Genomic DNA, 26,138 nt, shown 5'->3' with positions numbered 1-26,138 from the left:
CTGCTTGGAATGGGGAAAGACGTATTATCCCCGATAAACGCCTTTCCCGTGGACCGTTAGCCCAACAATCTGCCCAGCAGCGGCGCCAGCAATACGGTCACGACGCCCGAGAAAATCATCGTCAGGCTGGCCACGGCGCCTTCTTCCGTGCCGACCCGGCGCGCCACGGATAAGCCAAAACCGTGCGCGGCCGCGCCATACGGGGCGCCACGGGCGATGCGCATGCGCAAGGGCAGCAGTTTCAAGAGCGGTTTGCCCAGCATCAAGCCGAACAAGCCCGTCATCACGACGAAGATGCCCGTCAACTGGGCCGAGCCGCCCATGTGGCGCGACGCTTCCAGCGCGAACGGCGTCGACACGGAACGGGCCAGCAGGCTGCGCGCCATGTCGCCATGCACGCCCAGCAGCCGGTCCAGCAACAGGGTGGCGGCCATCGAGGCAACAATGCCGGCGCAGCTGCCCAGCGACAGGGCCAGCCAGTGTTTGCGGATCAGCTTGCGTTCCTGGAAGATGGGCAGCGCAAACGCAATGGTGGCCGGGCCCAGCAGCCACGGCAGCCAGCGCGTTTCGCCGAAGTACGTGGCGAACGGCGTCGACGTCGCCTGCACGATGACGATCAATATCGCCGAGGTGCAGATGGCGGGCGTGAGCAGGAAATGCGGATGGCGGCGGTGCAGCGCCTGGTTGGCGTAGAACAGCACCAGGGTCAGCAGCAAAAACAGCAGCGACAACAGCAGGGTATTCATGCCGCTGTCCTCGCGGCGCGGCGGCGCAGCAGTTTCTGCAGGCGCAACTTGCGCTCATAGCGGCACACCCATTCCACCGTCAACGCCGTGGCCAGCATCACGCTGGCAAAGCCCAGGCCGATATTCACGAACAGCATCAGACCTTGCGACTTCAACAGTTGCGTAAATTGCACCACGGACACGACCAGCGGAATGAAGAACAGCAGCATGTTGGCCAGCAGCCAGTTCGCGCCCAGTTCGATGGCGGTTGGCCGCACCCAACCCGCCAGCAGCAGGGCCACCAGTACGAACAGACCCACGACCCCGCCGGAAAATGGCAGGTGCAGGGCAGAGGCGGCCTCATCGGCCAGCCACCAGGCGGCGATCAGCACGCCCACTTGCCACACGGTGTGCACGGGCTGGCGCCAGGCAGGGATGGCGGGCAGGGCGGCGGTGGAACAGTGCAAGGCTTTCACGGCAGGCTTTCAAACGGCAGGGGGAAGTTTTCATTGTAGAGACCCCACATCAAAAGATAAAATGACTTAAACTCATGAAAATCATTCGATATTGGAATGCATCATGGATATCCGTTCGCTGCGCTACTTCGTCGAAGTGGTGGAACAGAACAGTTTTACGCGCGCGGCCGCCAGGCTGCACGTGACGCAACCGACAGTGAGCAAGATGATTGCCCAGCTGGAACAGTCGCTGGACCTGGCCTTGCTGGACCGCGCGGGCAAACGTTTTACCCTGACGGACGCGGGCAAGGTGGTGCTGTCGCGCGCGCATACATTGCTGGCCCTGCACGCGGAACTGAAGGTGGAGTTGCGCGACCTGCAACATCTGGAACGGGGAGAATTACGGGTAGGCGTGTCGCCGCAAACCCATTCCACCCTGGCACCGTGGCTGGCCGAGTACCACCAGCGCTATCCGGGCATCGAGCTGAAAATGTACGAAAGCGGCACGCAAGCGATCGAGCGCGACTTGCGCACGGGCACGGTGGAGCTGGGCACCATGCTCGACTACCCTGGCAATGCGGCCACCTGGCAGGATTTCGAGGCGCTGCCCCTCGTGCGCTCGCCGCTGTGCCTGCTGGCCGCGCCCGGCTCGCCGTGGCAGGGACGTGCTTCCGTCGCCCTGGCCGAACTGGCCGACAGCCCCTTCATTTTCTATGGCGCCGCATTTGCCTTGAACGACATCGTGCTGGACGCCTGCCAGCGCGCCGGTTTCGCCCCGCGCATCACGGGCCGCAGCGGTCAGTGGGACTTTATTGCCTCGCTGGTGCGGCAGGGCGTGGGCATCTGCCTGCTGCCGAAGATGTACTGCGACACCCTGGAGCCGTCGCAGTTTGCCGTCATTCCCCTGGACGGCCCGCCCGTGGAATGGAATCTGATGCTGGCCTGGCGGCGCGGCGGGCGGCTGTCGTTTGCCGCCCGCGCCTGGCTGGAGCTCGTCAGGGCGCGCATGACGGACGCGGCACGTTTACAATAGGCGCTCGCCAACTTCCGTCCGACCAGATGAACATCAACGCCAAGGTTACAGCCAAAATCAAACGCACGGCCGGCTCGCTGCTGCTGGGATTGTTATGCACCGTGGGCCTGATGAGCGAAATGGGCTACGCCCAGGCCGCCATCCCCGTGTATGGCTATTTCGTCAAGAATACCTATCCGCACGACCCCCAGGCGTTTACCCAGGGCTTGCTGTTCAAGGATGGCCATCTGTATGAAAGCACGGGCCAGAACGGCCAGTCGTCCTTGCGCAAGGTGGAATTGACGACGGGCAAGGTGCTGCAGAAAAGCATGCTGGACAAAACGGTGTTTGGCGAAGGAATCACGGATGTGGGCGATGAAATCCTGGGCTTGACGTGGATTTCGCAGACCGGTTATGTGTTCGACCAGAAAACGTTCAAGCTGAAACGCAAATTCAGCTACCAGGGCGAAGGCTGGGGCCTGGCCAGCGATGGTCATTTCGTCTACATGAGCGACGGCACGGCAGCCATCCGCGTGCTCAATCCGAAAACCCTGGCCGAGGTGCGCCGCTTCGAAGTGAAGGCCGAGGGCCGTCCCATCGAACGCCTGAATGAACTGGAAATGGTCGACGGGCAATTGTTTGCCAATGTGTGGGGTGCGGACGTGATCGCCCGCATCGACCCGGCCAGCGGCAAAGTTGTCGGCTGGATCGACCTGACGGGCTTGCTGCCGTCCGAGCAGCGGGGCACGGCCAATCCCGACGCCGTGCTCAATGGCATCGCCTGGGATGCGCGCGGCAAGCGTTTGTTTGTCACGGGGAAACTGTGGCCCAAGCTGTTCGAGATCGAGCTGATCGAAATCCAGCGCCACTGATGTTTCCTATCGGACAGTGTTGCTAGCGAAGAATCGTCTATGATGCTGTTCCTTCGCCCCGTGCGACTCTTGCAGGATGCCATGCTGTCCCTTCCTTTATGCCGCCTGGCGGCCGCTGCCAGCTTGCTGGCCGCCGTCTTGCCCGCCGCGCAGGCGCAAACGCCATACGTGCCGGTGATGCAGCAATACGGCGACTTTGTCGTCACGCGCGACCGCCACGACCCGCTCGTCAACTTGTCTTTCCGTAAGCACGGCTATTGGCCCGGCGGCGCGCGCGAAGTGGTGGAAGTGCGGCCCCTGAAGGCCAGGCGCGAAGGCCAGCCCATGCTGCTGGCCTTTACCAAGGGCTATACGGGCCAGGGCACGATATTGATCGGCGTGCAGAACGGCGAACCGCTGATGCGCCCCGTCAGTCCTTTGCGGCGCGACGACATGGTGCGCACGGAGCGCGACCCCGAATGGGGCGTGCCGCAGCCGGGCCGCAGCGAAATACTGCTGTTTGCCCGCGACGGCCGCGCGCTCGATACGGACACGGGCGAACTGCTGTGGTTTGACATGCCGGGCATCGTCACGGGCGATTACGCGCCCGCCATGCTGGTCTCCGTCTCGCCCGACAGCCGGCGCGGCGCCTATCTGGTCCGCAGGGCAACCAGCGTGGAGGTCGTCGTCGCCACGCGCGACGACGGCGTGGCCGGTGTCCTGACCTTGCCGGCCGACACCTATCAACGGTGGCTGAAGCCCTTGTCGCAGGCCGCTTCCGAACAGGCGGGCGCCGCCATCAAGGCGCGCCAGGGCCGCACGGATTCGAACCGCATCCGGCGCGAGCTGGAACTGGCCTGGTTCGGCCAGCAATTTCAATGGAAACAGGGCAAGAACGGCTTGCAGGTGACGGGGCTGGGCCTCATTTCCGCGCCGCCGGAGGGGGAACAGCCATGAGCATACCTGGACTGATCGCCGGCTGCTTCGCCGCCTCCGCGCTGGCCGGCTGCGTGCACGGGGAAATATTCGCCCAGGATTATCTGGCGCAAGACATCGACAAGCAACAAGCCTTGCTGGAACTGGACGTGGTCTTCGGGCAAGCGCCCGATGACAAGCTGACGTCGCGCGTAACGGCCCGCAATACCGTGGAATACACGGGCGCGCCGCATATCGTCGTGCCGTTTTACCAGAAGGGCCTCGGCTTCGACCAGGGTTTTGCCGGCACCTACATGTTTGCCGTGCCCTATCCGATCGCCAAGGTCGAAACGGCCACGGCCAGCAGCCGCGTCTTCGGCCAGAAACTTGACGGCCAGCAGCAGGGCAGCCCGCGCTACCGCTTCCGCGTGCCGGGCAAGGCGCAGTGGAACAGCAATGAAACCTTCATGCTGGGCTTTGAGCGCAAGGGCCGCCGCGAAGAAATCACTTTCCGTTTCAGCAACGAGCAAAGCTGCCCGTCCGCCTTCCTGGCCACCACGCCAAAATACGGTTTCCACATCAAGGTGGTCGCCACGTTCAAGGATGACAAAGGCTGCCTGAAAGTATGCGACAGCCGCGACCAGTGGCCCGGCTTTTGCGCCTTCCAGCCGCCGCCCGGCACCTGACTATCACCATGCAAGCCATGCGCCGGCGTTTGCCGGCGCGCCGCTTATACACGCGCGCGTTTTGCCGATTCTATTCAATTGTCATCGAATGACCGCCTGAAACGCCTATTTTCACGGCGTAAGGGTGGCGATATTGACGCAGGTCAATGTCTGGATCGGCGCATAAATCTTGCCGCAAAAGTATCTTTCTCAGGCGTATGATTTCTGTGCCGTGATCGGCGCACGCAGATGGCGCGGCGCGGCCCGATATCCGAAACGCATCCTTCCTGTGGAGATACAGAATGAAAATGCCCGTTTTAGGAAGCACCCAGCCCGCCATCACCGGGCGTCCGCTCGACATGCTGGACACCGACAAGGCCGCCGTGCGCGCCATCGCCCAGGCGGCCGTCAGCGTCGAACTGTTCACCATTCCCCTGTACATGGCCACCATGTATTCGATCCAGGGCACGCACCAGATCAACTCGAAAGGCATCACGTATTACGAAGGCCGCCAGTGGCCGGGCATGGGCACCACGGCCCGGCCCGAGCTGGCGGAGCAAAAGGCCTTCAATATCATCTTCAGCGTTTTCATCCAGGAAATGCTGCACCTGCAGATGGCGGCCAACCTGGCCACGGCCATCGGCACGGCGCCATGCTTCACGGGTTCGGAGCTGCAATCGCAGGACCACGGCTGGACTTGCTATGGCAAGAGCTGCACGGTGATCCCGCACATCGTCGACTTGCAGGACACGTCCGGCTACCGCCACGTGCGCGTCAACCTGGAAGAGCTGAACGCCAACCAGTGCGACCTGTTCCTCGCCATCGAGCAGCCGGAGGAGCAGGCCCGCGCCCAGCTGGCCGAGTTCGACAAGCACAACCACACCAAATATTTCCCCGAGGTACCGTTCGTGGGCTGGACGCCGGGCAAGCACGTGCATGATCTGCCCCTGTTCGGCACCATCGGCTACATGTACGAATGCTATGCGCGCTACATCGGCATCGAATACGCGGATGGCCAGACCTTGTGGCAAAAGCTGTTCGTCAACGGTTCGGTGCAGCAAGACATGTTCAACAGCCAGGTGCAGGGCCATGCGCGGGCGGAATTTCCCAAGTTCGACACCTGTTTCGGCCCGCAAGACCAGGATGGCGGCCAGACGGGCTCGTTCAACAAGGCCATCGACATGATGGCGGCCATCACGGACCAGGGCGAAGGCAGCGCAACGGCCATCCAGCGCTACCGCCGCGACGCGGCGCAGCGCCTGATGGCCGTGCAGCCCGATTACCGCGAAGACCTGGCCGCCCTGAAGTGCGATTATCCGTCCTACGCGAACAATGGCAAGGATGCCGAATCGCGCGACGCGCAGGCGCGCCACGACAGCGCCCCGTTCGACCACTACGAGCGTTTCGGCCAGGTGAAGGCCATGCTGCCCGTAAAAACCTGGGCCGGCTGGCACCAGGACGGGGGACGCTGGAGCGAGGCCATGCTGACCAACGAGCGCTACAACCCGGCCACCGCGCCCAGGAATATCCCGGCTCCGGCGGCCGTGGCCGGCGCCCTGAACCGCCTGAAGGATAGCAGCGGCACCTTGGGGATGCTGAGCACGGTCGCCACGGGCGCCATCTATGGCATCACTTCCGTGCTGGACAAGTACTGGCTGAACCAGGACCTGGACTTCCCGTATCCGTCGATGGTGGGCGCGGGCGACCGCATGGCCATCTGCTGGGCCGTGCTGGGCCAGGCGCCGAACCTGGCAACGGGCGTGCCGCTGGCCGAGAAAAGCGTGCTGTACCACGCCTGCCAGGGCATGCACCTGGAGGGCGAAGCGTCGTCCACCTGCGCCGCGCTGGCCGTCTACCACACCTGCCGCGGCTCCAACGGCTGCCACGCCCAGGGCGGCTGCGGCTTTGCCCAGGCCGACACGGGCGGCTCGTCCTGCGGCCACTCGGTCAAGCTGGCCGCGTCGCCGGGCACGCCGTGCTATGTGCCGCCGCCTCCGCCGCAGCCCGACAAAGTCTACAGCGCGCCCAGCGACAACAAATGCGGCGGCTTCGGCGGCTGCGCCGTGCCGATTTCGGCCTCGCAGCTGTATCCGAACACCTCGGGCAAGGAACCGCCCGAGCCCGCCACCATGACCCTGTACGATTTCGGCCCCGCGCCCGACCACCGCAGCATTCCGCTGGGCCAGAGCATGAGCTTTGCGCTGGGCGACAATGTCTACGACAAGGCATGGGAAGCCTATGGCAAGGTGATGGCGGCGCGCGGCACGCCGGTGGGGGCGCCGCCGCCGCCCACCGACCTGCGCCTGGCCTTGCCGCCGTCGACCTGATGCGGGCCACGCACGGGGTGCCGCCACGCCTGGGCTTGCCGAACCTGGGCCTGGGCGTGGGGCTGCGCCCACCGCATTATGAACACATCCTGCGCCACGGGCCGCAGGTGGACTGGTTCGAGATCATCAGCGAGAACTTCATCGACAACCACGGCTATGCGCGCCACGTGCTGGAGCAGGTGGCGGCGCAGGTGCCCATCGTCATGCATGGCGTCTCGCTGTCGATCGGCAGCAGCGATCCGCTCAATCTCGGCTACCTGCGCAAGCTGCGCCAGCTGGCCGAGGAGATCCGGCCCGTGTGGATTTCCGACCACCTGTGCTGGACGGGTGCCGCCTCGCTCAACAGCCACGACTTGCTGCCGCTGCCGCTGGACGAGGCCAGCCTGCGCCACGTAGCGGGACGCGTGCGGCAGGTGCAGGAATTCCTGGGCCGTCCCCTGGTCCTGGAAAACCCCAGCACCTACGTGGAATTTGCCCAGTCCAGCATGCCGGAATGGGAATTCCTGGGCCGCCTGGCCGAGGATACGGGGTGCGGATTCTTGCTTGACGTCAACAATGTCCACGTCAGCGCGCATAACCACGGCTATGACGCGGCCGCCTACATCCGCCAGTTGCCGCACGCGCACATCGTGCAGATCCACCTGGCCGGGCCGACCGTGTGCGGCGCCGTGCTGATCGACACCCACGACGCGCCCGTGCCGGCCGCCGTCTGGCGCCTGTACGCGCTGGCGCAGCGGCTGACGGGCGGCGTGTCGGCCCTGCTGGAATGGGATGCCGGCATTCCCCCGTATCCTCAGCTGCTGGCCGAACTCGACAAGGCGCGCGCGGCCGAACGGGGAGAATTCGCGGATGCGGCGCCCGCCACGGCTGCCGCCGCCGTGTCCGCGCCGCTGGGCTTTCACCTGGAGGCGGCCCATGCCCCGTAGCACCGCCGCAGGCGAATCTGGCGACGCCCGCGCGCCGCTGGCGCAATTGCAGGCGTGGTTCCTGACGGCGATGACGGCGCCGGGCGGCGCGGCGCGCGGCGTCCAGCTGGCCAGCGAGCGCCATGGCTTGACGCAGGAGCAAGTATTGAAACGGGCCAGGGGCGGGCCGGCGCCGCTGCACATCCATGCGGATGGCTATGTGCTGCGCCTGCTCGAATGCCTGCAAGCCGACTATCCCGTCTTGCGCAAGGTCATGGGCGACGAGCTGTTCGCCTTCTTTGCGCGCGCCTATGTCTGGCGCCACCCGTCCGCTTCCCCGACCTTGTATGACCTGGGCGGCGGCTTTGCCGATTTTCTCGCCGCCAGCCAGCGTGCCGCCGGCGCGCAAGGGGCAGCCTTGCGCTTTCCCGTGGAACTGGCGCAGCTGGAACGGGCACGCAGCGAGGCGGGCAGGGCGCCGGGCCTGGAAAAGCTGGCGCCGCCCATGCTGCCTTCCGGATTGGACTTGCTATTAGGAAATACACCGGCCTGGCGCCTGGCGCCGTGCACGCGGCTGCTGGCCCTGTCGTTCCCCCTGTGCGACTACTGGCAACGGGCGCAGGCCGCACCCGGCGACGCCGTGCCGGCCCAGCCGGAGGCAAGTCCCGCCTTTGTCGCCATTACGCGCATGCATTACCGGCTCGTCATGCAAGAGTTGCAGCCTTGGCAATTTTATTGGCTGCAAGCGCTGGCCGGCGGCGCGCCGCTGGCGCAGTGCGCGCGGCAGGCGGCGCAGTCCAGCGGCAGGGCGCCGGACGAGGTGCTGGCCGACGCCATGCTGTGGCTGCCCATGGCGGCCGCGGCCGGTCTGGTCGCCTGCGATGCTTGAACAACAAGCGGCGGACGCAAAAAAGGCCGATGAAAATCGGCCTCGATGACAGTTGAATGCGTTGCTTAGCGGTAAAACGCTTCGACTTTGCCCTTCAGCTTGATCTGCAGCGGACGGCCGCGGCGATCCAGCGACTTGGTGGAAGCGACCTTGATCCAGCGTTCGCTGATGCAATATTCTTCCACGTCAAGACGCTCCTTGTCGTTGAAGCGGATGCCGACGTCGTTCTCGAACACGGCTGCAACGTGGTAAGGGCTGCTGGGGTCGATCGACAGGCGATCGGGCAATGGGGGTAAGGTGGTGGTATCGTTCATGGCCGTAATTATCGCCCAGAATGCCGATCCAGACAACGGGGTGCGCGTGCTTATCTGGCCGGCTGCGGCGCGGCGCTCCCGCATTTCCCTTCCCAGCGATGCCTACGCCCTACAGATGCCGTGTTTCCTGCGGCGGCACATTCCACTCGTCATGCAAGCCATCGACAAAGGTGACGGGCACCCGGGCCAGTTCGGCCGCCGAGGCATCGTCGAGGCAGTTGACGCCGATGCCGACAAACGCACCGCTGCGGGCGGAATCGCCACGGCCGAACAGGCGCACGCCGCAGTGGCGGCAAAAGTAGTGGCGTTCGCGGCCGGCGCCGAAGCGGTATTCGCTCAAGTCCGCCTCGCCGGCCAGCAGGCGGAAGGCCGTGGGCGGCACTTGGCTGGCCCAGCAGCGGATTTTCAGGCAATAGGAACAGTTGCAGCGCAGGCTGGGCGCCGCCAGGTCGATCTCGGCCGCGAAGCGCACGGCGCCGCAGTGGCAACTGCCATGACAGGTTTTTTTCATCGTGACTTACTTTACAGTGTTGCCGTGCTGTCATGCAACTGCTGGAATTGCGACAGCTGCTGCTGCATCAGCCGCGCATACTGGCCGCCCGCGCGCAGCAGCTCGGCGTGCGTGCCTTGCTGGCAAATCCGGCCCTTGTCCAAGACGATGATGCGGTCCGCTTTGACGATGGTGGAAAAGCGGTGGGCGATGATGATGGTGGTGCGTCCTTGCATCAGGGTATCGAGGGCGAGCTGCACCTGCTGTTCGCTGGCGGCGTCGAGCGCGCTGGTGGCTTCGTCCAGGATGAGGATTTTCGGCGCGCGCAGGATGGCGCGGGCGATCGCGATGCGCTGCTTCTGTCCGCCGGACAATTGCACGCCCCGTTCGCCCACCAGGGTTTCGTAGCCGTCTGGAAAGGCCGTGATGAAATCGTGGGCGTGCGCCAGGCGCGCCGCCGCCAGCATCTCGTCGCGCGTCACCCGGCGGTCCGGCACGGCAAAGCCGATATTGTCGGCGATGCTGCCGGAAAACAGGGCCGGTTCCTGCTCCACCACGGCCATCTGGCGGCGCAGCTGCGTCACGCCCAGCACGTGCGCATCGATGCCGTCGAATTGCAGGCTGCCCCCGTCAAGCCGGTAATGGCCAAGCACCAGGCTGGCGATGGTGGACTTGCCCGCGCCCGAGGCGCCCACCAGGGCGATTTTTTCGCCCGCGCGGATGGACAGGCTGACGCCGTCGAGGGCCATGACCTGCGCGCGCTCGGGATACGAAAAACGCACGTCGCGCAGCGCGATATGGCCGGCCAGCGGCGGCTGCGGCGGCGCCTCGGGCACGGCGCGGTGGCTGCGCAGGATGTCGAAGATGCGGTCGGTCGAACCCATGGTGCGCATCCACGTGTTCCAGAACTCGCTGATGGAGCCGGCCGTGTCCGTCACCATGCTGGCATAGATGACGAAGGCCGTCAGTTCGCCCACGCTCAAGCGGCCCTGGCCGATCAGGTGGGCGCCGAAGCACAAGGTAGTCAGCAGGGCAACGAAGGCCAGCAAGCCCTGCGCGCCCTGGAACACGGCCAGCAGCCGCGTGCCGGCCAGGGACACGTCCAGCAATTGCCGCATGGCTTGCGCGTAGCGGGCCATGGCGCCGCCTTGCTGGTTGAATGCCTGCACCAGGCGCGCATGGGCAAAGTATTCCTGCGCCACCTTGCCGCTGGCGGCCAGGCTGGCGGAAATGGCCCGCGCGCGCAGCCGGTAGTTACTGCCAGACAACTTGCCCAGATACAGGCTGACGGGAATGAACAGGGCCAGCGGCAGGCTCAGCATCGGTGACAGATGCAGCAGCATGGCGATGCCGCCCACGAAGACGCACAGCGAGCGCAAGGCGTTGGCCGCGCCGATGGTCAGGCTTTCGTGCAGGGCCGACACGTCGGACGTGAGCCGGCTGTTCAGTTCGCCGCCATGGTGCTTGTCGAAGAAGGCGATGGGCTGGTTGATCACCACGTCGAACAGGCGCCGGCGTACGCCCATGACGATCATGTGGCCGCCCGACTGCAGCAGATAGAAGCGCGCGGTCGTGATCAGCGCATACAGCAGGCTGAAGGCCAGCATGGCGGCCACCATGCCCGGCGTGACGCCGCGCCGGGTCAGTTCCGCCACGTTGTCGATGAAATACGCGATGGCTTGCGGAAAGGCCAGCTGCGCACCCACGGTGAGGGCCATGCACAGCAAGCCGGCGGCGATGCGCCAGCGCACGGGATACAGCAGGCGCAGCCGTTCGAGATGGGGACCGACATTCAGATGGCTCATGCGGCGCGCTCCTGCGACGGTTCGGCGTGCAATTGCCCCACGAGGGCCAGCCAGTCTTCGTCGCCGATCAGGCCGGCAGCTTCCACTTGTCCCTGGTAGTTAATAAAGACATAAGATGGCGAGCTCATCAGGGGATTCACGCGCCGGTAGTCGCGCAGGGCAAGCCGCGCCGTGGCCGAGCGCAGGCTGTCGCCGGGCAAGAAGGCGCGCAGCCGGCGGGCCGGCTCCTCGCTGAGCAGCCACAGGGCCAGGCCCGCTTCCTGCGCCAGCGGCAGCAGTCGTTCGATGCCGGCCAGCTTTTCCCCGCATTTTGGGCAGCGGCTGGCCAGGAACAGCAGTACGGCCGCCTGGCCGGCCGCGCCCGGCTGGAAACGCGGGCCGCCAGCCAGCGGACGGGCTTGCACGGCGGGCAGGGGCTGGCCCGGCTCCAGGGCCATGGGCGCGAGGCGTTCGCGGCGGCCGGCGCGCAGCACGGCCAGGCTTAGCCAGATATTGCCCGCAACGGCAAACGCCAGGGCCGCCAGCACCCATTGCAAGGTCGTGGCATCCATCAGTCGGCCTTTGCCAGGGTGGCGATGTCGTGCAGGGAAATCGTGGCCACGCAGACGATGGCCGCCAGTCCGGCTGCCAATGCCGTGGTGGCGACGGGCAAGGTCGTTTCTTGCGCGAGCGCAAAATAGGCGCCGTTGATGCCCACCGCCAGCACGTTGCGCAGCAAGTCGTACCGCGACACGGGCCGCGCCGCTTCGCCAAAGCAACTGCAGCGCACCACGCTGTGCGTGAAGTAGCGCCAGGCCAGGACGGCCGTGAGGGTAGTCAACAGCAAGAGCGACAGCAGCATCGGTATGTGGGTACCGCCGGCCAGCAGCCAGCCGGCGAGCGATAATTCCGCCATCACGAGGGCCGGCGCGGCCAGGCTGGCGGCGCCGGGCGGCACGCCGAACGAGGTGGCCAGGTTGCCGCGAAAGTCGCCGTAGCTGCGCAGCTTGCCCACGCTGGCCGCCAGCAGCAGCAAGGCGATGCAGTAGCGCGCGGTATCGGCCAGTAACGTGGCCAGCACGGACGTCAGCATTGCGTGCTCCACACGGGCGCAAAGCCGCCCGGACGCTGGCGCCGCAGCTGCACGCCGTCGCGCGTGGCCAGCAGAGCATCGTTCCACGGCTCGTCCGGTGCGCTGCGCAGGGCGCCGCCTATGCTGGCCTGTAATTGCGTCGAAATGGCCCAGCCCAGCCGTTCCGCATGCGCGTCGCGTTCCATGCGCAAGCCCAGCCGGGCCAGCTCTTCGCGCGTCAACGCATAGTTGTGCGAGTGATAACCCGTCACCAGTTGCGCGACGATGGCGCGCCGCGCCTCGGGTGTGGCATCGGGCAATTGCCAGGCGATCAATTCCTCGCCGATCTGCGCCAGTTCCAGGGTGGTGCGGTAAAAGGCCGTCAGGGAAGGGGGAAAGATGCTGCCGCACAGCAGGGACAGCGATTGCTGGCGCGCTTCAGCCGCATCCACGCCGAACCATTGCTGCGCCATGTCGCCGAAAACCTTGATGTCCAGGCTGGAAAACGCGCCGCCATCCGCGCCTTCGAGCTGCGGGTCGATGGGCGAGAACAGGGCCAGGTCGCCCGCGATGATGTCATCCGCGCCCAGGGCCAGCAGGGTGGCGGCCGATTCGCAGTGGAAAGGCACGATAAAGCTCAGGTGGCGCGCATGCTGGCGCAGCAGGAGGGCGATGCGGCGCGCCGCGTTGACGATGCCGCCGCGTCCATGCAGCACCACGTCGAGGCGGGCCACGGGGCCGATACCCTGGCACAGCTCGTACAAGGCGGGCAGCAGTTCCATGTCCAGGTGCGATGCGGCCAGGACGATGGCCCGGCTGTCGCGCACTTGTTCCAGCTCGCGCAGCTGGACGGGGATCCGGTTCAGGTCTGGCTGCGGCATACGGCTCCTTCGATCAGGGTATCGGCCACGCTTTCCAGCAGGGGCAGGGCGGGCACCAGTTGTTGTACGTACAAGAATTGACCCACAGGATTGTTTTCCAGGAAAACATACTCGCCCTCGGGCGTGACGATCAGGTCCAGCGCGCCATATTCGAGGCCATAGCTGTGCACGAAGGCGAGGCAGCGCTGCTGTATTTCCGCAGGCAAGGTGCAGGCCTCATAGCGGATGGGGGCCGACATGTCGCGCGAATCGATGGCCGTGCGGGCATCGTCCTGGGAATACAGGCGCGCGGCAAACAATTGCTTGCCGATCACGGTGATCCGCAGTTCGTATTGCTTGGCGATATATTCCTGGAACTGGCAGCTCAGTTCGCCGACGGCGTCCAGGCTGTCGAGCATGGCGTCGTCGACGATGGTGGTGCCGATGCCGGCGCTGACCCTGTCAACCTCCTCGACCGTTTCGGCGGCCAGGCTGGGCGTGGACATGGACTTGAAAATGATAGGTCCCTTGACGGCCGCGCGGAAGGCGCGCACGTCGTCGGGCACGTTGGTGATCACGGTGGCGGGCACGCGAAAGCCCATGCGCGCGGCGCGCGCAAGCTGTTCGCCTTTCCATTGGGCGCCGCGCAAGGCCAGCGGATGGCTGAGCCAGTAGCAATCGAGACCGTACAGCACGCTGAAGACGGCTTGCTCCGTTTCCAGCTGGGCGTAAGCGCGTTCCTGCGGCGTCAGGTCGGCGCTGGCATAGGCATAGTCGGCCGCCTTGCGCAGCCAGACGGCGCCCACGTCCTGCAAGTCAAGCCAGTCGCCGCCGGGCAGGCGGCGCAGGCGCGCGCTGGCGCGGCCGTCCTGCACGCGCTGGCACAGCTGGTAATCACGGGGAAAGGCGTCGAGGTCGATACGGAAAGGGGCATGGCCGCGGGCGGCGAGGAGCGATCCGACCAGGTCGGCGTGCAGATCGCCGCTATGGCTGATGATCAAGACCTTTTTGTGCATGGAGGGGGCCTGCGTAAGGGAAGGAAAAAAGCCTTGCCGCGGCAAGGCTTTCAGCTGGAACGTATCAGCAGAACTCGCCGCCATCGCTGGAACCGATGCGCGAATAGCGGTATTGCTCTTCGCTGTCGACCGCCGTGCAGCCGGCCACGGCGACGCCGTCGCGCACCTTCCAGGGCGCGGGAAGGGCCGGCTTTTCCTGTTCCTTCTTTTCCGCCAGTTTGAATGCGAACAGTTTGGTTTCTTTATGCATGGGAATATCCTCTATGAATGGTTATGTTCCGATGTTTACCGATAAATACATATTTTAAAAAATGGAATCGCCAATTGAAAGGCGATCATATGGCTTTATGCATTGCGCGCAGAAAAGCCGCGCCGGAATTGGCGCCGGCGCCAGTTTGAATATGGAAGATTGAATGAAACCCCCACGCCTGGCGGGGGTTATGGCGTGCCGGGGATCAGCAATACTGGCCGCGGTCGTTCGGCTGGAAGCGCGAAGAGTCGCGGTATTGCTCAGCTTGCACCGCGGTGCAGCCGGCCACGGCGACGCCGTCGCGCACTTTCCAGGCGGTGGCGGGCACCGCCGGTTTTTGTTCCTGTTTCTCTGCCAGTTTGAATGCGAACAATTTGGTTTGATTTTGCATTGTACTATCCTCTTGTGATGGTTAAGTACTGCTTGCGTTGTATGCCATGGTATATGGCCATTCGATCTTAGCGCTGGAATAAATAAGCGTCAACTTGAATTGAATCGTATTCGCTATTATCTTTCTGAAATACTCACCAAATATCACGCAGGCCATTTATATTATTGCAGTGCGATAAATAATATCGGCCCATTTTAAATGGGTGGCAATATGCCTGATTATCGATGGAAAACGGATCGACCATGCGCGCGGGCACGCACTATAATGGCGCCTGTTGAATGGATAAGGCAGGAATCGCTCTATGGACATGGCCATCACAGACAGCTTGCGGCAGCTGGCATATGCGCAGGCCGCCGCGTTCGTGCAGACGCTCGACCGGCGCGATCCTGTTGCGCTGCAACGCGACTGGGGCCTGTCGCCCGGCGTGGCCGACGAGATCATCGAGATGCTCGACAGTTATTTTGCGGCAAACCAGGCGCTGTCCCTGGCGCCGCTGGCGCAAGCCTTCGTGCCGGGCAAGGGTGGCCGCGTGGCCGTCGATGTGTATGCCACCGATGCCGGGCCGCTGGGCGTGGAATGCCTGCTGCTGGCCGATGGCCAGCCGGGCGAGGCAACCTTGCACCTGGAAATGTCCGGCCACGACGGCGCGCTGCGCCTCCATTACCACTACATCGGATCCTGAGAACACCATGACCGCACCGATCAGCGACACACAGCAGCGCATCTGCGACAAATTCGGCATGCCCGCGCAAGCGCCCGAGCCCATGGTGGCCCTCGCCATCGGCAGCCTGAACCAGTCGCCCATCTACGGCACGCGCATCGTGCTGCCGGAAAACGGCACCATCAGCTGGTTCATCCACTGCGGCGAGCACGACGATGCCAGTGGCTTTTACCAGCCCCTGCATGCGGACCACCTGCACCAGATGCTGCCGCAGGTGGTCGATTACCTGGCCTTGCCCAGCGGCGCCAGGTTCATCCTCGACCGGCAAGGGTATGAGGATGTGTGGCTGGAAGAGTAACTTTCCGACCGGCAAGATTGTCGTTGACGTTGATAAATAGGTATGGGATGCTGCTGTTCCGTTTTCAACTGTCGAAAGCCTTATCTTGAAGCCACGCCTCCCGTCTTTCCTGCTCGTCATGGCGCTCGCTGCCGTGGCTGCTCCCGTCACCGCGGCTGCCGCTGCCACCAGCCAGCCGCAAGCCTTGCGCGCGGAACAGGATATCGCCGCCTTTGTGCGCAGCGAAATGCAGGAGCGTCAGATTCCTGGCTTGCAACTGGCAGTGATTCAGCATGGCAAGGTTGTGCTGTCGCGCAATTTCGGCCTGGCCAGCCTGCAATACCAGGTGCCGGTGACGGACGCCAGCCTGTTTTCTATCAATTCGGCAACGAAGGCGTTTGCGGGCGTGGCCGTGATGCAACTGGTGCAAGAGGGCAAGATCGACCTGGCGGCACCCATCGGCCAGTACCTGACGGGCTTGCCTGCCGCCTGGCAAGCCGTGACGGTGACCCAATTGCTCAACCATACCTCGGGCTTGCCCGACGTGCTGGACCAGCGCAGCGGCAAGCTGGTGGGGCCGCAGCCGGACGATGCCGCTGCGGCGTGGACTGCCGTGCAGGCGCTGCCCGTGGAAGCCCAGCCAGGCGAGCGCTACCGCTATAACCAGACCAATTACGTGTTGCTGGCGCAATTGATCGAGCTGCAAGGCGGCCAGCCGTTTACCGCTTTCATGCAGCGCCGGCAATTCGACGTGGCCGGCATGCCGCACAGCGGCTTTGGCGATGCGAAGGACGTGGTCGCCAACAAGGCCAGTTCCTACGTGCTGGACCGGGGAGGCAAGGGCTACCGCAACGTGATCGAGGATTTCCCCGTGTTCATGCGGGCCGGGGCCGGCATCAACAGCAATGCGGGCGAACTGGCCAACTGGCTCATCGCGCTGCAGTCGGGCCGCTTGCTGGCGCCCGCCAGCGTGGAACGGCTGTGGCAACCGACCAGCCTGAAGGATGGCAAGCCGGGGGCGTGGGCGCTGGGCTGGCCCGCCATCGGCCGCGATGCGCACCGCGCCGTGGCCGGCATCGGCGGCGCCCGCTCGGCTTTCTATGTGTATCCGGACGATGACCTGGCCGTCATTATCCTCAGCAACCTGGCCGGCGGCCAGCCGGAACAGCTGATCGATACCGTCGCCGGCTTCTACCTTCCCGCCCTGCGCCAGCAGCGGGGCGGCGCGTATGCTGCGCACTTGCTGCGCAAGCAGGCGGCCAGCAGCGGTTTCGACGGGCTGGAGCAGAAGCTGGTGGCCATCCGGCGCCAGCACGGCTTGTCCGCGCCCACGGAAGGCGACTTGAATGCCTGGGGCTACCGCCTGCTGGCGCAGCAGCGGACGAAACAGGCTCTCGCCGTGCTGCAGCTGGCCGTGCAGCTGGCGCCGGGCAGCGCGAATGCCCACGACAGCCTGGCCGAGGCGCATGAGGCGGACGGCGGCACGGCACTGGCCGTCGCGCACTACCGCCGTACGCTGGAGCTGGACCCGGGCAATACGCACGCGGCGGCGCGCCTGCGCAGTCTGGCCGCCCGTTAAGCTCGTCAAGTGCCCAGCTTCAGCACGGCATCGATCAGCGCGCGCGGATCGTAGAGGTTGTCCGGCATCACGATGTCCGGCTGCAGCAGCACGGGCGTGGCCGCGCCCGACGGGCGCTGGAACAGCAAGCGGGGCACGCCCAGCTCCAGGCCGCTGTTGGGCAGCACGAAATTCTGCGTGCCGCCGCTCTGGCGCGTGCGCGCCTGGCCCGCCGCGCCCACCACCTTGCCAAAGCCGAAGTCCTGCATGACATTGCTCAACAGGATGGAGGAGGAATACGTGCGCCCGCCCACCAGCAGATAGGTGTTGCCCGAAAAATGCAGGGGATCGTCCAGCCGCGGCTGCTGCCAGGAGGTGATCTCGCCATCGATGACGTCGCCCAGCTTTTCGCGCGCGCTGTCGCGTCCCCGTATTACCTTCTTGCGGTAGGTCGAGGCCCAGCGGTAGGGCTTGTCCGCGATATAGCGCAGCACGCCATCGATCCACATGTCATCATTGCCGCCGCCATTCCCCCGCACGTCGATGAGCAGGGTGCGCACGTCCGCCGCGCGCATCTGGCGGAAGGCATCGGCCGTGAACGCCGTGAATTGCGCTTTGTCAGGCCAGGCAAAGGTGTTCAGGGTCAGCAGGGCGGCCTTGCCGGGCAGCAGTTCGAAGCGGAATTGCTGCGCGAAACTGCCATCGCTATCCAGATAGGCGGGCAGGGCGGCGGTGCCGGGCACCGTCAATTCCCGGCCGTCGTCCAGCTGCAAGGCATGGCTGGCCGGCGCGCCCAGCACCTTCCAGTACAGGAAGGGCCAGCGCAGCGACAGCAGGCTGGCACGAAATGCGGCCGTGTCGCCGTGGCAGCGGGCCAGCAAGTCGGCGACGATGCGGCTGGCCGGCACGCCATTGATGCGCGTGATGCGTGCGCCTTGCAGCGGCGTCGGCGCGCCGCCCAGCAGGGCCCGGATGTACAGGCCGCCAGCGCCATCGAGCGTGACTTCATAGGGGAAGAAGCGCCCTCCCTCGTCGAGGAAGGCCTGGCTTTGCGCCCGCGGCGCGGCCGGCGTGATGGCCAGGTGGCCATCGGCATACAGGGGATTGAGCGTGGCGAGCAAGCGCCAGGCCTGGTCGGGCGACATCGGCGCCCGCATCTGTTCCGCGATGGCGGCGTAGGCGTGGCCCACAGCGGCGGGATCGGCGGAAAAGCCCGGCTCCGGGTGCGTCGCGGCGATCGCGTCCTGGACGAAGCGCAGGTCGGCGCGCAGCTGTTCCGGCGTCAGCGGGGGAACGGTGGCGCCCCGGGCCAACGCCAGCGGCGCACAGCACGACAGGATCAGGCAGGCTGACAGGTACTTCAGGCGGTTCATGGCATCCTTCCCCGGTGTCGATGAAGGATGCACTTTAATCAAGTCTGGCGCAGAACGCCAGTCATTCCGTGACGTGCTGCAGAAATTGCCGGGCAGGGAGCGGCATCAGGCGGCCAGGTGCGCACGATCCGCCTGGCCATGTTCGGCCCCGTGCATGGCCAGGTAGGCGGCCAGGTTGTCATCGGCGATGCCCAGGGCGCGCAAGACTTCCCGCGTGAAAGTGACGGGCGCCGTGCCGGGCGCCGTGATGATGCGCTGGTCGGCCACGGCCCACGGCACGTCCTGGTACAGGGCGGCGCCCGCATAGCCGGTACTGGCCAGGTTGTCGGTGGAATTGGAGGTGTGGCGCACGGTGTCGAGCACGCCGGCTTGCGCCAGCACGCGCGTGCCGTCGCAAATGCCTGCCAGCACGACATTCTTGTCGCGGGCGGCGCGCAGCAACGGGCCCAGGTCGGGCGCCTTGCCGCTTTGCCAGTGGCTGCCGCCGCACACCATCAGCAAGTCGAGTTCCTCGAGATTGATTTCTTCCAGCGCCAGTTGCGGCGTGACCAGCATGCCGCCGGACGAAGTGACGGGCAAGCCGCCCGGCGTGGCGAACTGCGTGTAGAAGCCGTAGTACAGGCGCGCCGTGGAATTGATCAGGGCGGTTTCCCAATCGGCAAAGTTCTCGGTCAGAATGGTAATGGCACGTGTCATGAAAAGTCCTGTCGCAGGTGGAGATATCGATATGAATACAGGCTGGCTGGCCTGCTGGTGCCGAAAGCATAATAAAAAGCACTGACAATTTCTGTCAGGAGCCCACGCAAAATGATGGCACGAGTTGCAACAGCCTGCGCTACAATCGCAGGCCCGTTACCGCGGGCATGACACTGTTCCATGTACGCCTGTTGATTACCTCCTACTTGCCGCCGCCATGCTGATTCTGTTTTGCCGTGTCCTGTTCAGCATTGCTGGCCTGCTGCTGTTCTTCCTCTTCGATCAGTTAAGCGCGAACGAATGCCTGAAATTGAGCGTCTTGCTGGCGGCCTTCCTGCTGGGCGTAGGCGGCGTGCTGTATGCGTGGCGCGGCAATGCCAGCGCCAGCGCGATTACCGTGCTGGTGCGCGTCGTCGTGCCCGTGTTTTACCTCGATGTCGCCATCAAGGGCTTCTTGCGTGGCTATTTTGGCATGCGGCCGAATCCCAATGCGGTTTTACAGGCGATGTTTGCGACAGATCAAGCCGAGACGGGAGAGTTTTTCCTGCACAACAGCGTCGCCCTGGCGCAAGCGGCCGGCTGGTTCGTGCTCGTGACGGCGGCGGTGCTGCTGGCCGACCGCCAGCTGCAGCGCTGGCAGGCCGGGCGCGACAGTACGCCGCCGGGCTTGCCGCAAAAGGGCTTTGCCGTCTTCATGGCCGCATTGCTCGTGTCCTTGCACGTCAATACCACCATGCGGCGCGAAAATCCGGCCCTGTTCTGGCCGCTGCGCTACCAGCAATACAGCGCGCAACTGGCGGTGATGAAGTCCATGCAGCACGCGCTGACGGCGGCCATGGCCGCGCCGCGCGACTGGAACGTGCGCTATGCGGGCGAGGATGCCCGCACCGTCATCCTGGTGATCGGCGAGAGCACCAACCGCGCCTCGATGTCGCTGTACGGCTATCCGCGCGCCACCACGCCCCAGCTCGACGCTCTGCGGTCGAAACTGCTGGTATTTAACGATGTGATTTCGCCGGCCGCCAGCACGGTGGAATCGATGATGACGATGCTCACGCCGGCCGATATCGGCAACCCCGATGCGTGGATGGCCAAGCCGAACTTGCTGATGCTGGCCGAGGCGGCCGGCTACAAGACGTTCTGGGTGTCGAACCAGACGCGCAACGATGGCTGGATCGGGCTACTGGCGGGCGAGGCCGATGAAAGCGACTTCATCAACTACGGCACCGGCCGTGGCGAAAACAATTTTGATGGCAACCTGTTCCAGCCATTCGCCCATGCGCTGCGCGACGAGGCGCCGAAAAAGCTCATCGTCGTGCATTTGCTGGGCGCGCATCCCAGCTATGACATGCGCTACCCCAGCCGCTTTGCGCATTTCGACAGGGCGCACGACGCCGTCAGCGCGCAGATGGAACACCAGGGCAGGTCAAGCTGGATACGCAGTCAGCGCGACGAGTACGACAACGCCATCCGCTATGGCGATTATGTGCTCGGTACGCTGATCGGCATGACGGAAAAGGCCAAGACCGACCGCGCCGCGTCGCTGCTGTTCGTTTCCGACCACGGGCAGGAAGTGGGCTACAACCGCAATCACGCGGGCCATTCGGCCTCGGACAAGAGCGGCTATGAAATTCCCATGTTGATCTGGAATAACCGGCAGGCGCCGCAATCGGCGGCCGCGCGCGCCGCGCTGGAAAACCGGCCCTACCAGACGGACAAGCTCGATGCGACCGTGCTGGGCTTGCTGAAGATCGAGACGCGCTATTACGCGGCGCAGGACGATATCCTCAGCAGCGCCTTCTTGCCCGTACAGCGCTTCATGAATGGCTTGCGCTACCAGCGCGCCGCTGGCCCGCTGACGCGGCAATGAAAAAGGCCCCGCGCCGCCGCAGTGTGCGGCGGGACCGGGCCTCGGGTCTTGCGGATACCTTGCGGATTACTTCTCGGCGAACGCGCGCTCGACAACGAAGTCGCCAGGCGTCGAGGTATTGCCTTCCTTGAAGCCACGCGCTTCCAGCATTTCTTTCAGGTCGCGCAGCATGTCCGAGCTACCGCAGATCATGACGCGGTCTTCGGCAGGATTGAGTGCCGGCACGCCCAGATCTTCGGCCAGCTTGCCGTTTTCGATCAGTTCGGTGATGCGGCCCATGTTGCGGAAGTCTTCGCGCGTCACGGTCGGGTAGTAGCGCAGCTTGTCGCTGACCATTTCGCCCAGGAACTCATGCTTCGGCAGGTGCTCTTCCAGCAAATCGTGGTAAGCCAGTTCATCGACCTGGCGCACGCCGTGCACGAGGATCAATTCGTCGAAGCGCTCATAGATGTCCGGATCGCGCACGATGCTGAGGAAAGGCGCCAGGCCGGTGCCCGTCGACAACATGTACAGGCGCTTGCCTGGCAGCAGGTAGTCGGACACCAGGGTGCCCGTCGGCTTGCGGCCGACGATGACGGTGTCGCCCACTTGCAAGTGTTGCAGACGCGACGTCAACGGACCGCCCGGTACCTTGATGCTGAAAAATTCCAGGTGGTCTTCGTAATTGGCGCTGGCGATACTGTAGGCGCGCAGCAATGGCTTGCCGTCGACGCGCAGGCCGATCATGGTGAAGTGGCCATTCGAGAAACGCAGCGACGGGTCGCGCGTGGTGGTAAAGGAGAACAGGGTATCCGTCCAGTGGTGCACGCTTAAAACGCGCTCTTCATTCATCGAACTCATAGTATTTGTTGGCTGGTCAAAAAAATGGTTAGTTGCTGGCAACTGCTGGCAAAAGTGAAACCCTGTGTAGGCCCAGACGCTATTGTACCGGCCTCCACACGAAATTGTTACCGTCTATCGCCGCCAATGCTGCCGCACACGGTGCCAACATTATAGTGCGGCTGGCAAGATCGGGCTGGAATTCGCCCGTAAACGGGCTGCGGGCATGCGGACTCTTGACCTGGCTCAGTTTTTCAGGGCGCCGCGCCAGGGCTGTCGCCAGCGCACGCCGGCGCGGCCGTGGCGGCGCCCCGGAAGCGCCGGCGCAGGGCGGCATTGGCCGGGTCGGACACGTAGCGGGCCACGAGGGCTGCCGCCAGCGCCGTCGCTGCCAGGAACAGCGCCAGCCAAGGCAGCCGTTCCGCGTAGCCCAGGCCCGCCTTGTCGACCACATTGCGCATGCCGGCCAGCACGATGATATGGAACAAATACAGCTCATAGCTGTGCCGTCCCAGCCATTGCAGCGGGCCGGGGCGGGCCCGGCCGGCCGCCTGGCCCGCCGTGGCGCCCGCGATGAAGGCGGCGCCGGCCACGGCGACCCACGTAAAACCGAACACCTCATGGCCGCCGATGCCGCGCACGTACAGGGCCGCCAGGGCCAGGCCCGCCGTCCAGCGCAAGAATCGCCCCGCCCGCGCGCCCGGTTGCCAGTGTTGCGTCAGCAGGGCCGTCAGGCAACCGATGGCGATGGCGTCGAAACAGGCAAGGTAGCCGTACATGAAGTAAATCTCGTTGCCCACATGCAGGCTGCGGTACACGGGGCCGGCGGCGATGGCGGCGCCGCACAGCAGCATGATCCAGTGCCGCTGGCGCAGCAAGCGGCACGACAGGGGCAGCAGCAGATAGAACATTTCTTCAACGGATAGCGACCAGTACACGTTCAGGCAGTAATTGAAATAGCCGGCGCTTTGCATCAGCACGTTGTGCCAGAAGGTCAGGACGGAAGCGATGGCGATGACGAAGTAACTGGCGGGCAAGTCCTTGCCGCCATCGGAATTGGCAAAGAAGGGCACGTCGAGCACGCCCAGCAGTACGATAGTGGACAGGGCCAGCAGCAGCGCGGGCAGCAGGCGCGCGATGCGGTAGGCATAAAACGCCGCCAGGTCGATGCGCGCCAGGTCGCCCCAGCGACGCAGCGAGGTCGAGGTGATCAGGTAGCCGGAAATGACGAAAAACACGGTCACGCCGTAATTGCCCTGGTAGGCGGCGCGCAGCAGCCAGGATGGCAGGACTTCGAGCGGGCTGTTCTTCAAACCGTAGGCGAGCGCAAAGTGCAGCACCAGCACGCACAGGATGGCGGCGCCGCGCAGCGCGTCGATATGGCTGTTCCGGATATTCAATATGAGTCCTTCGCAAGATGGTTGGCGACGCAAGGGGCAATTATGTGACAAGTGTCGCTTGCCGGTCAATGATTTTGAAGATAAGGACGCGCGCTGCCGTAACGGAGCGGGGGGCGGGGAAGTCTTGCGTGTATGATATTGCCGAACAGAATTGTTGGGCATCTGTCATCTCGCGGGGGCGTTTTGTGGCCTTCCAGCCCCATGAATCTGCGTGCACGATTGCGTGTTGCCACGATGCCCGGCCCACAGCGAAAGGTAATAAAGATGTATAAAACAGTGCGCGACATGTTCCTGCATTTCAAGGAAGCCGTCCCATTCCGCCTCGTCCCCGCCCTGATTTGCACGGTCTTGCTGGTGAGCATGTTATTGCTGCCGGCGCCCGATGGCTTGACGCCCAAGGCCTGGGGCCTGGTGGCGATCTTCCTCACCACGATTTTGGCGATCATCCTGAAAGTCATGCCGATCGGCGTGATGGCGATGATGGCCATCGTCATCGTGTCCTTGTCGCAAGTGACGTCGACTTCGTCCAAGGGCGCCATCACGGATGCGCTCAGCAGTTTTTCGAATCCCCTGATCTGGCTGATCGTCGTGGCGATCCTGATTTCGCGCGGCTTGAAAAAGACGGGATTGGGCAGCCGCATCGGTCTGCTGTTCATCTCGCTGCTGGGCAAGCGCACCATGGGCATCGGCTATGGCCTGGCGATTTGCGAACTGGTGCTGGCACCGTTTACGCCAAGTAATACGGCGCGTGGCGGCGGCATCGTCCACCCCGTCATGAAGTCGATCGCCAACGCCTTCGATTCGGACCCGGCCAAGGGCACGGAAAAGAAAGTCGGCACCTATCTGGCCCTCGTCAACTACCACGCCAACCCGATCACCTCGGCCATGTTCCTGACGGCCACGGCGCCGAACCCGCTGGTGGTCGACTTCGTGGCCAAGGCCAGCGGCCAGGCTTTTCACCTGACGTGGACCACCTGGGCCCTGTGCATGCTGCTGCCGGGCCTGGTCTGCCTGCTGGTCATGCCGCTGATGATTTATTGGCTGTCGCCGCCGGAACTGAAAGCTACGCCCGACGCCGTCACCTACGCCAAGGCGGAACTGAAAAGCATGGGCCCGCTGTCGCCGTCGGAAAAAGTCATGCTGGGCACCTTCGCCCTGTTGCTGCTGCTGTGGGCAAACGTGCCCGCCATGCTGTTCGGTCCCGCGTTTTCGCTCGATGCGACGGTGGTCGCCTTTGTCGGCCTGTTTGTACTGATCATTACCGGCACCATCGACTGGGACGACGTGCTGTCGGAAAAGAGCGCCTGGGATACCCTCGTATGGTTCGGCGCGCTCGTCATGATGGCCGAGCAATTGAACAAGACGGGCGTGATCGCCTGGTTCTCGGCCGGCATGAAGGCGGCGATTATCGCCAGCGGCATGGACTGGCTGCCGATCGCCGGCGTCCTCGTGCTGGTGTTCGTGTTTTCGCATTACTTCTTCGCCAGCACGACGGCCCACATCAGCGCCATGCTGCTGGCTTTCCTGACGGTGGGCCTGCACCTGATCCCGGCCGAATACCATGTGCCGTTCATGCTGATGATGACGGCCGGCTCGGCCATCATGATGACACTGACCCACTATGCCACGGGTACGTCGCCCATCATCTTCGGCAGCGGTTTCGTGACCATGGGTAACTGGTGGCGGGTCGGCTTCATCATGTGCGTGGTGGAACTGCTGATCTTTGCCGTCGTGGGCACCACCTGGTGGAAAGTGCTCGGCTACTGGTAACGCAGGCTGTCACCGCCGCTACAGCTGGCGCGCCAGGCTCTGCACCGTCGCCAGGCAGTGCTTGAGCTCGCCGCCCGCGGCGCGTTTCCACAGGGCGGCCGCCTGCGACCACGCCTTTTGCGCCAGCAAGTCCTTGATTTCGCTCTGCAATTCGCCTGGCAAGCCGCCGAACTGGCGCAGTTCCAGTGTACGGGGCTGGCCGTGGCGGCCCGCCGGGTCGTTCTCTTCCAGCGCATCATGCAGGCTGCCGTAACGGTGCGTGATGCCGGCGTCGTCCACGGCCGCCAGCGCCAGATCCGGCGTTTCCTCCAGATCGTAGCCGAGGTCGCGGCAAGGCTCGTCGATCAGCTGGGCGATGTTATAGATCGTCAATACCTGCGCGGAACGCACGACGTCCGTCAGGTCGTGCACGTCGACGCCGGCGTCCAGCAGGCGCTGCAGGGCAGGGGAGTTGATGAAGGGAAAGCCTGATTCTCCCAGTTCGCGCCAGCGTTCCAGCCACAGCGGCTGCGGCATGGACTCGTCGATGACGTCGGACCACAGGCCGCGCAGCAGCAACTGCTGCAGCAAGGGACCATATTTCTTGTGTTGAATATCTTGCGCGAGGGCGTCTGCCTGCGCCGCATCGATGCCGCATTCCTGCAATCGCCCGGTGATCGTTGTCATTCCCGCCGCCAGCCTTTCCATTTCATCTTGTCCAGGCGGCATCATATACGCAAGCGGGCGGTTCCCG

The 26,138-nt window shown here is 64.4% G+C and carries 28 protein-coding genes; 12 read left to right on the top strand and 16 right to left on the bottom strand.

The genetic code is table 11. The features are described from left to right. Positions 1-56 precede the first annotated feature (56 nt). Together O3300_RS03210 and O3300_RS03205 are read right to left on the bottom strand one after the other, a co-directional pair. Positions 57-746, bottom strand: a complete 690-nt coding sequence (locus O3300_RS03210) for an LrgB family protein (RefSeq protein ID WP_289904934.1) — start codon at positions 744-746, stop codon at positions 57-59. After that, complete coding sequence (locus O3300_RS03205) at positions 743-1,201, bottom strand: CidA/LrgA family protein (protein ID WP_305052015.1); 459 nt, start codon at positions 1,199-1,201, stop codon at positions 743-745. The genes O3300_RS03210 and O3300_RS03205 overlap by 4 nt, the downstream gene beginning before the upstream one ends. Positions 1,202-1,304: 103 nt before the next feature. Between O3300_RS03205 and O3300_RS03200 the strand changes: the two genes are divergently transcribed. The 7 genes from O3300_RS03200 (at position 1,305) to O3300_RS03170 (ending at position 8,744) form a co-directional block, all read left to right on the top strand. Beyond that, positions 1,305-2,213, top strand: a complete 909-nt coding sequence (locus O3300_RS03200; RefSeq protein WP_305052014.1) for a LysR family transcriptional regulator — start codon at positions 1,305-1,307, stop codon at positions 2,211-2,213. 26 nt (positions 2,214-2,239) lie between these two features. Continuing rightward, positions 2,240-3,064 carry a glutaminyl-peptide cyclotransferase gene (locus O3300_RS03195; RefSeq protein ID WP_305052013.1) on the top strand — a complete coding sequence of 275 codons (825 nt, stop codon included), beginning with the start codon at positions 2,240-2,242 and terminating at the stop codon, positions 3,062-3,064. Between the two features lie 39 nt (positions 3,065-3,103). Continuing rightward, complete coding sequence (locus tag O3300_RS03190) at positions 3,104-4,000, top strand: hypothetical protein (RefSeq protein WP_305052012.1); 897 nt, start codon at positions 3,104-3,106, stop codon at positions 3,998-4,000. Further along, positions 3,997-4,644, top strand: a complete 648-nt coding sequence (locus O3300_RS03185; RefSeq protein WP_099667940.1) for a hypothetical protein — start codon at positions 3,997-3,999, stop codon at positions 4,642-4,644. The genes O3300_RS03190 and O3300_RS03185 overlap by 4 nt, the downstream gene beginning before the upstream one ends. A 287-nt stretch (positions 4,645-4,931) precedes the next feature. Continuing rightward, on the top strand, positions 4,932-6,950 hold the full coding sequence (locus tag O3300_RS03180) for a ferritin-like domain-containing protein (protein WP_305052011.1): 2,019 nt from the start codon (positions 4,932-4,934) through the stop codon (positions 6,948-6,950). Next, positions 6,950-7,876: a DUF692 domain-containing protein gene (locus O3300_RS03175; protein ID WP_289905580.1), complete on the top strand. Its 927-nt coding sequence runs from the start codon at positions 6,950-6,952 to the stop codon at positions 7,874-7,876. Before O3300_RS03180 ends, O3300_RS03175 begins: the two co-directional genes overlap by 1 nt. Beyond that, the gene (locus O3300_RS03170; protein WP_305052010.1) at positions 7,866-8,744 is read left to right on the top strand and encodes a DNA-binding domain-containing protein; all 879 of its coding nucleotides are present in this window, start codon (positions 7,866-7,868) and stop codon (positions 8,742-8,744) included. Before O3300_RS03175 ends, O3300_RS03170 begins: the two co-directional genes overlap by 11 nt. A gap of 65 nt (positions 8,745-8,809) precedes the next feature. Here the strand turns inward: O3300_RS03170 and O3300_RS03165 are convergent, their stop codons facing one another. The 9 genes from O3300_RS03165 to O3300_RS03125 all read right to left on the bottom strand — a co-directional run bounded on the left by O3300_RS03165 (position 8,810) and on the right by O3300_RS03125 (position 14,921). After that, positions 8,810-9,058: a DUF3297 family protein gene (locus O3300_RS03165; RefSeq protein WP_010398340.1), complete on the bottom strand. Its 249-nt coding sequence runs from the start codon at positions 9,056-9,058 to the stop codon at positions 8,810-8,812. A 109-nt stretch (positions 9,059-9,167) separates the two neighbouring features. Next, the gene (locus O3300_RS03160; RefSeq protein WP_251348675.1) at positions 9,168-9,569 is read right to left on the bottom strand and encodes a GFA family protein; all 402 of its coding nucleotides are present in this window, start codon (positions 9,567-9,569) and stop codon (positions 9,168-9,170) included. Between the two features lie 11 nt (positions 9,570-9,580). Next, on the bottom strand, positions 9,581-11,353 hold the full coding sequence (locus tag O3300_RS03155) for an ABC transporter ATP-binding protein (RefSeq protein WP_289904943.1): 1,773 nt from the start codon (positions 11,351-11,353) through the stop codon (positions 9,581-9,583). Further along, complete coding sequence (locus O3300_RS03150) at positions 11,350-11,904, bottom strand: hypothetical protein (protein ID WP_305052009.1); 555 nt, start codon at positions 11,902-11,904, stop codon at positions 11,350-11,352. The genes O3300_RS03155 and O3300_RS03150 overlap by 4 nt, the downstream gene beginning before the upstream one ends. Next, positions 11,904-12,425: a MauE/DoxX family redox-associated membrane protein gene (locus tag O3300_RS03145; protein ID WP_289904945.1), complete on the bottom strand. Its 522-nt coding sequence runs from the start codon at positions 12,423-12,425 to the stop codon at positions 11,904-11,906. The genes O3300_RS03150 and O3300_RS03145 overlap by 1 nt, the downstream gene beginning before the upstream one ends. After that, the gene (locus O3300_RS03140) at positions 12,419-13,285 is read right to left on the bottom strand and encodes a hypothetical protein (protein ID WP_305052008.1); all 867 of its coding nucleotides are present in this window, start codon (positions 13,283-13,285) and stop codon (positions 12,419-12,421) included. The genes O3300_RS03145 and O3300_RS03140 overlap by 7 nt, the downstream gene beginning before the upstream one ends. Beyond that, positions 13,267-14,280 (bottom strand): RimK family alpha-L-glutamate ligase, encoded by a 1,014-nt coding sequence (locus O3300_RS03135; RefSeq protein ID WP_305052007.1) that lies wholly within the window; start codon positions 14,278-14,280, stop codon positions 13,267-13,269. Before O3300_RS03135 ends, O3300_RS03140 begins: the two co-directional genes overlap by 19 nt. Before the next feature lie 64 nt (positions 14,281-14,344). Continuing rightward, positions 14,345-14,530, bottom strand: a complete 186-nt coding sequence (locus O3300_RS03130; protein ID WP_099376727.1) for a hypothetical protein — start codon at positions 14,528-14,530, stop codon at positions 14,345-14,347. 205 nt (positions 14,531-14,735) lie between these two features. Further along, on the bottom strand, positions 14,736-14,921 hold the full coding sequence (locus tag O3300_RS03125) for a hypothetical protein (RefSeq protein WP_251348681.1): 186 nt from the start codon (positions 14,919-14,921) through the stop codon (positions 14,736-14,738). Positions 14,922-15,228: 307 nt separating this feature from the next. On the opposite strand from O3300_RS03125, the gene O3300_RS03120 reads away from it, so the two are divergent. From O3300_RS03120 to O3300_RS03110, 3 genes are all read left to right on the top strand, one after another. Next, positions 15,229-15,603 (top strand): hypothetical protein, encoded by a 375-nt coding sequence (locus O3300_RS03120; RefSeq protein ID WP_305052006.1) that lies wholly within the window; start codon positions 15,229-15,231, stop codon positions 15,601-15,603. Between the two features lie 7 nt (positions 15,604-15,610). Next, positions 15,611-15,940 carry a hypothetical protein gene (locus O3300_RS03115; protein WP_305052005.1) on the top strand — a complete coding sequence of 110 codons (330 nt, stop codon included), beginning with the start codon at positions 15,611-15,613 and terminating at the stop codon, positions 15,938-15,940. Positions 15,941-16,025: 85 nt separating this feature from the next. Further along, a complete protein-coding gene (locus O3300_RS03110; protein ID WP_305052004.1) occupies positions 16,026-17,498 on the top strand; it encodes a serine hydrolase in 1,473 nt (490 codons plus the stop codon). A 5-nt stretch (positions 17,499-17,503) separates the two neighbouring features. Here the strand turns inward: O3300_RS03110 and O3300_RS03105 are convergent, their stop codons facing one another. Next, positions 17,504-18,850, bottom strand: a complete 1,347-nt coding sequence (locus O3300_RS03105) for a S41 family peptidase (RefSeq protein WP_305052003.1) — start codon at positions 18,848-18,850, stop codon at positions 17,504-17,506. Positions 18,851-18,955: 105 nt separating this feature from the next. Beyond that, positions 18,956-19,546: a type 1 glutamine amidotransferase family protein gene (locus tag O3300_RS03100; RefSeq protein WP_305052002.1), complete on the bottom strand. Its 591-nt coding sequence runs from the start codon at positions 19,544-19,546 to the stop codon at positions 18,956-18,958. Positions 19,547-19,763: 217 nt separating this feature from the next. Here O3300_RS03100 and O3300_RS03095 point away from each other — a divergent pair, with 217 nt between their 5' ends. Further along, the gene (locus O3300_RS03095) at positions 19,764-21,416 is read left to right on the top strand and encodes a phosphoethanolamine transferase (RefSeq protein WP_305052001.1); all 1,653 of its coding nucleotides are present in this window, start codon (positions 19,764-19,766) and stop codon (positions 21,414-21,416) included. 66 nt (positions 21,417-21,482) lie between these two features. On the opposite strand, the gene O3300_RS03090 is transcribed toward O3300_RS03095, so the two are convergent. Further along, the gene (locus tag O3300_RS03090) at positions 21,483-22,256 is read right to left on the bottom strand and encodes a ferredoxin--NADP reductase (RefSeq protein ID WP_035818959.1); all 774 of its coding nucleotides are present in this window, start codon (positions 22,254-22,256) and stop codon (positions 21,483-21,485) included. Positions 22,257-22,489: 233 nt separating this feature from the next. Then, positions 22,490-23,629: an acyltransferase gene (locus tag O3300_RS03085; protein WP_305053127.1), complete on the bottom strand. Its 1,140-nt coding sequence runs from the start codon at positions 23,627-23,629 to the stop codon at positions 22,490-22,492. Between the two features lie 270 nt (positions 23,630-23,899). Here O3300_RS03085 and O3300_RS03080 point away from each other — a divergent pair, with 270 nt between their 5' ends. Next, positions 23,900-25,405 (top strand): anion permease, encoded by a 1,506-nt coding sequence (locus O3300_RS03080; protein WP_305052000.1) that lies wholly within the window; start codon positions 23,900-23,902, stop codon positions 25,403-25,405. A gap of 18 nt (positions 25,406-25,423) precedes the next feature. Here the strand turns inward: O3300_RS03080 and O3300_RS03075 are convergent, their stop codons facing one another. Beyond that, positions 25,424-26,071, bottom strand: a complete 648-nt coding sequence (locus O3300_RS03075; RefSeq protein ID WP_305051999.1) for a hypothetical protein — start codon at positions 26,069-26,071, stop codon at positions 25,424-25,426. Positions 26,072-26,138: the final 67 nt, after the last annotated feature.

Source organism: Janthinobacterium sp. SUN206 (assembly GCF_030587305.1).
GTDB classification, from domain to species: Bacteria; Pseudomonadota; Gammaproteobacteria; order Burkholderiales; family Burkholderiaceae_D; genus Janthinobacterium; species Janthinobacterium kumbetense.
This window is presented reverse-complemented; position numbering and strand designations above follow the sequence as displayed.

Coding starts and splice junctions, on each gene's coding strand:
- O3300_RS03200 (WP_305052014.1), top strand. CDS start 1,305: ATGGATATCCGTTCGCTGCGCTACTTCGTCGAAGTGGTGGAACAGAAC.
- O3300_RS03195 (WP_305052013.1), top strand. CDS start 2,240: ATGAACATCAACGCCAAGGTTACAGCCAAAATCAAACGCACGGCCGGC.
- O3300_RS03115 (WP_305052005.1), top strand. CDS start 15,611: ATGACCGCACCGATCAGCGACACACAGCAGCGCATCTGCGACAAATTC.
- O3300_RS03145 (WP_289904945.1), bottom strand. CDS start 12,425: ATGCTGACGTCCGTGCTGGCCACGTTACTGGCCGATACCGCGCGCTAC.
- O3300_RS03210 (WP_289904934.1), bottom strand. CDS start 746: ATGAATACCCTGCTGTTGTCGCTGCTGTTTTTGCTGCTGACCCTGGTG.
- O3300_RS03160 (WP_251348675.1), bottom strand. CDS start 9,569: ATGAAAAAAACCTGTCATGGCAGTTGCCACTGCGGCGCCGTGCGCTTC.
- O3300_RS03125 (WP_251348681.1), bottom strand. CDS start 14,921: ATGCAAAATCAAACCAAATTGTTCGCATTCAAACTGGCAGAGAAACAG.
- O3300_RS03120 (WP_305052006.1), top strand. CDS start 15,229: ATGGCCATCACAGACAGCTTGCGGCAGCTGGCATATGCGCAGGCCGCC.
- O3300_RS03075 (WP_305051999.1), bottom strand. CDS start 26,071: ATGACAACGATCACCGGGCGATTGCAGGAATGCGGCATCGATGCGGCG.
- O3300_RS03095 (WP_305052001.1), top strand. CDS start 19,764: ATGCTGATTCTGTTTTGCCGTGTCCTGTTCAGCATTGCTGGCCTGCTG.
- O3300_RS03165 (WP_010398340.1), bottom strand. CDS start 9,058: ATGAACGATACCACCACCTTACCCCCATTGCCCGATCGCCTGTCGATC.
- O3300_RS03185 (WP_099667940.1), top strand. CDS start 3,997: ATGAGCATACCTGGACTGATCGCCGGCTGCTTCGCCGCCTCCGCGCTG.
- O3300_RS03080 (WP_305052000.1), top strand. CDS start 23,900: ATGTATAAAACAGTGCGCGACATGTTCCTGCATTTCAAGGAAGCCGTC.
- O3300_RS03090 (WP_035818959.1), bottom strand. CDS start 22,256: ATGAGTTCGATGAATGAAGAGCGCGTTTTAAGCGTGCACCACTGGACG.
- O3300_RS03170 (WP_305052010.1), top strand. CDS start 7,866: ATGCCCCGTAGCACCGCCGCAGGCGAATCTGGCGACGCCCGCGCGCCG.
- O3300_RS03150 (WP_305052009.1), bottom strand. CDS start 11,904: ATGGATGCCACGACCTTGCAATGGGTGCTGGCGGCCCTGGCGTTTGCC.
- O3300_RS03135 (WP_305052007.1), bottom strand. CDS start 14,280: ATGCACAAAAAGGTCTTGATCATCAGCCATAGCGGCGATCTGCACGCC.
- O3300_RS03180 (WP_305052011.1), top strand. CDS start 4,932: ATGCCCGTTTTAGGAAGCACCCAGCCCGCCATCACCGGGCGTCCGCTC.
- O3300_RS03100 (WP_305052002.1), bottom strand. CDS start 19,546: ATGACACGTGCCATTACCATTCTGACCGAGAACTTTGCCGATTGGGAA.
- O3300_RS03140 (WP_305052008.1), bottom strand. CDS start 13,285: ATGCCGCAGCCAGACCTGAACCGGATCCCCGTCCAGCTGCGCGAGCTG.
- O3300_RS03155 (WP_289904943.1), bottom strand. CDS start 11,353: ATGAGCCATCTGAATGTCGGTCCCCATCTCGAACGGCTGCGCCTGCTG.
- O3300_RS03190 (WP_305052012.1), top strand. CDS start 3,104: ATGATGCTGTTCCTTCGCCCCGTGCGACTCTTGCAGGATGCCATGCTG.
- O3300_RS03130 (WP_099376727.1), bottom strand. CDS start 14,530: ATGCATAAAGAAACCAAACTGTTCGCATTCAAACTGGCGGAAAAGAAG.
- O3300_RS03105 (WP_305052003.1), bottom strand. CDS start 18,850: ATGAACCGCCTGAAGTACCTGTCAGCCTGCCTGATCCTGTCGTGCTGT.
- O3300_RS03175 (WP_289905580.1), top strand. CDS start 6,950: ATGCGGGCCACGCACGGGGTGCCGCCACGCCTGGGCTTGCCGAACCTG.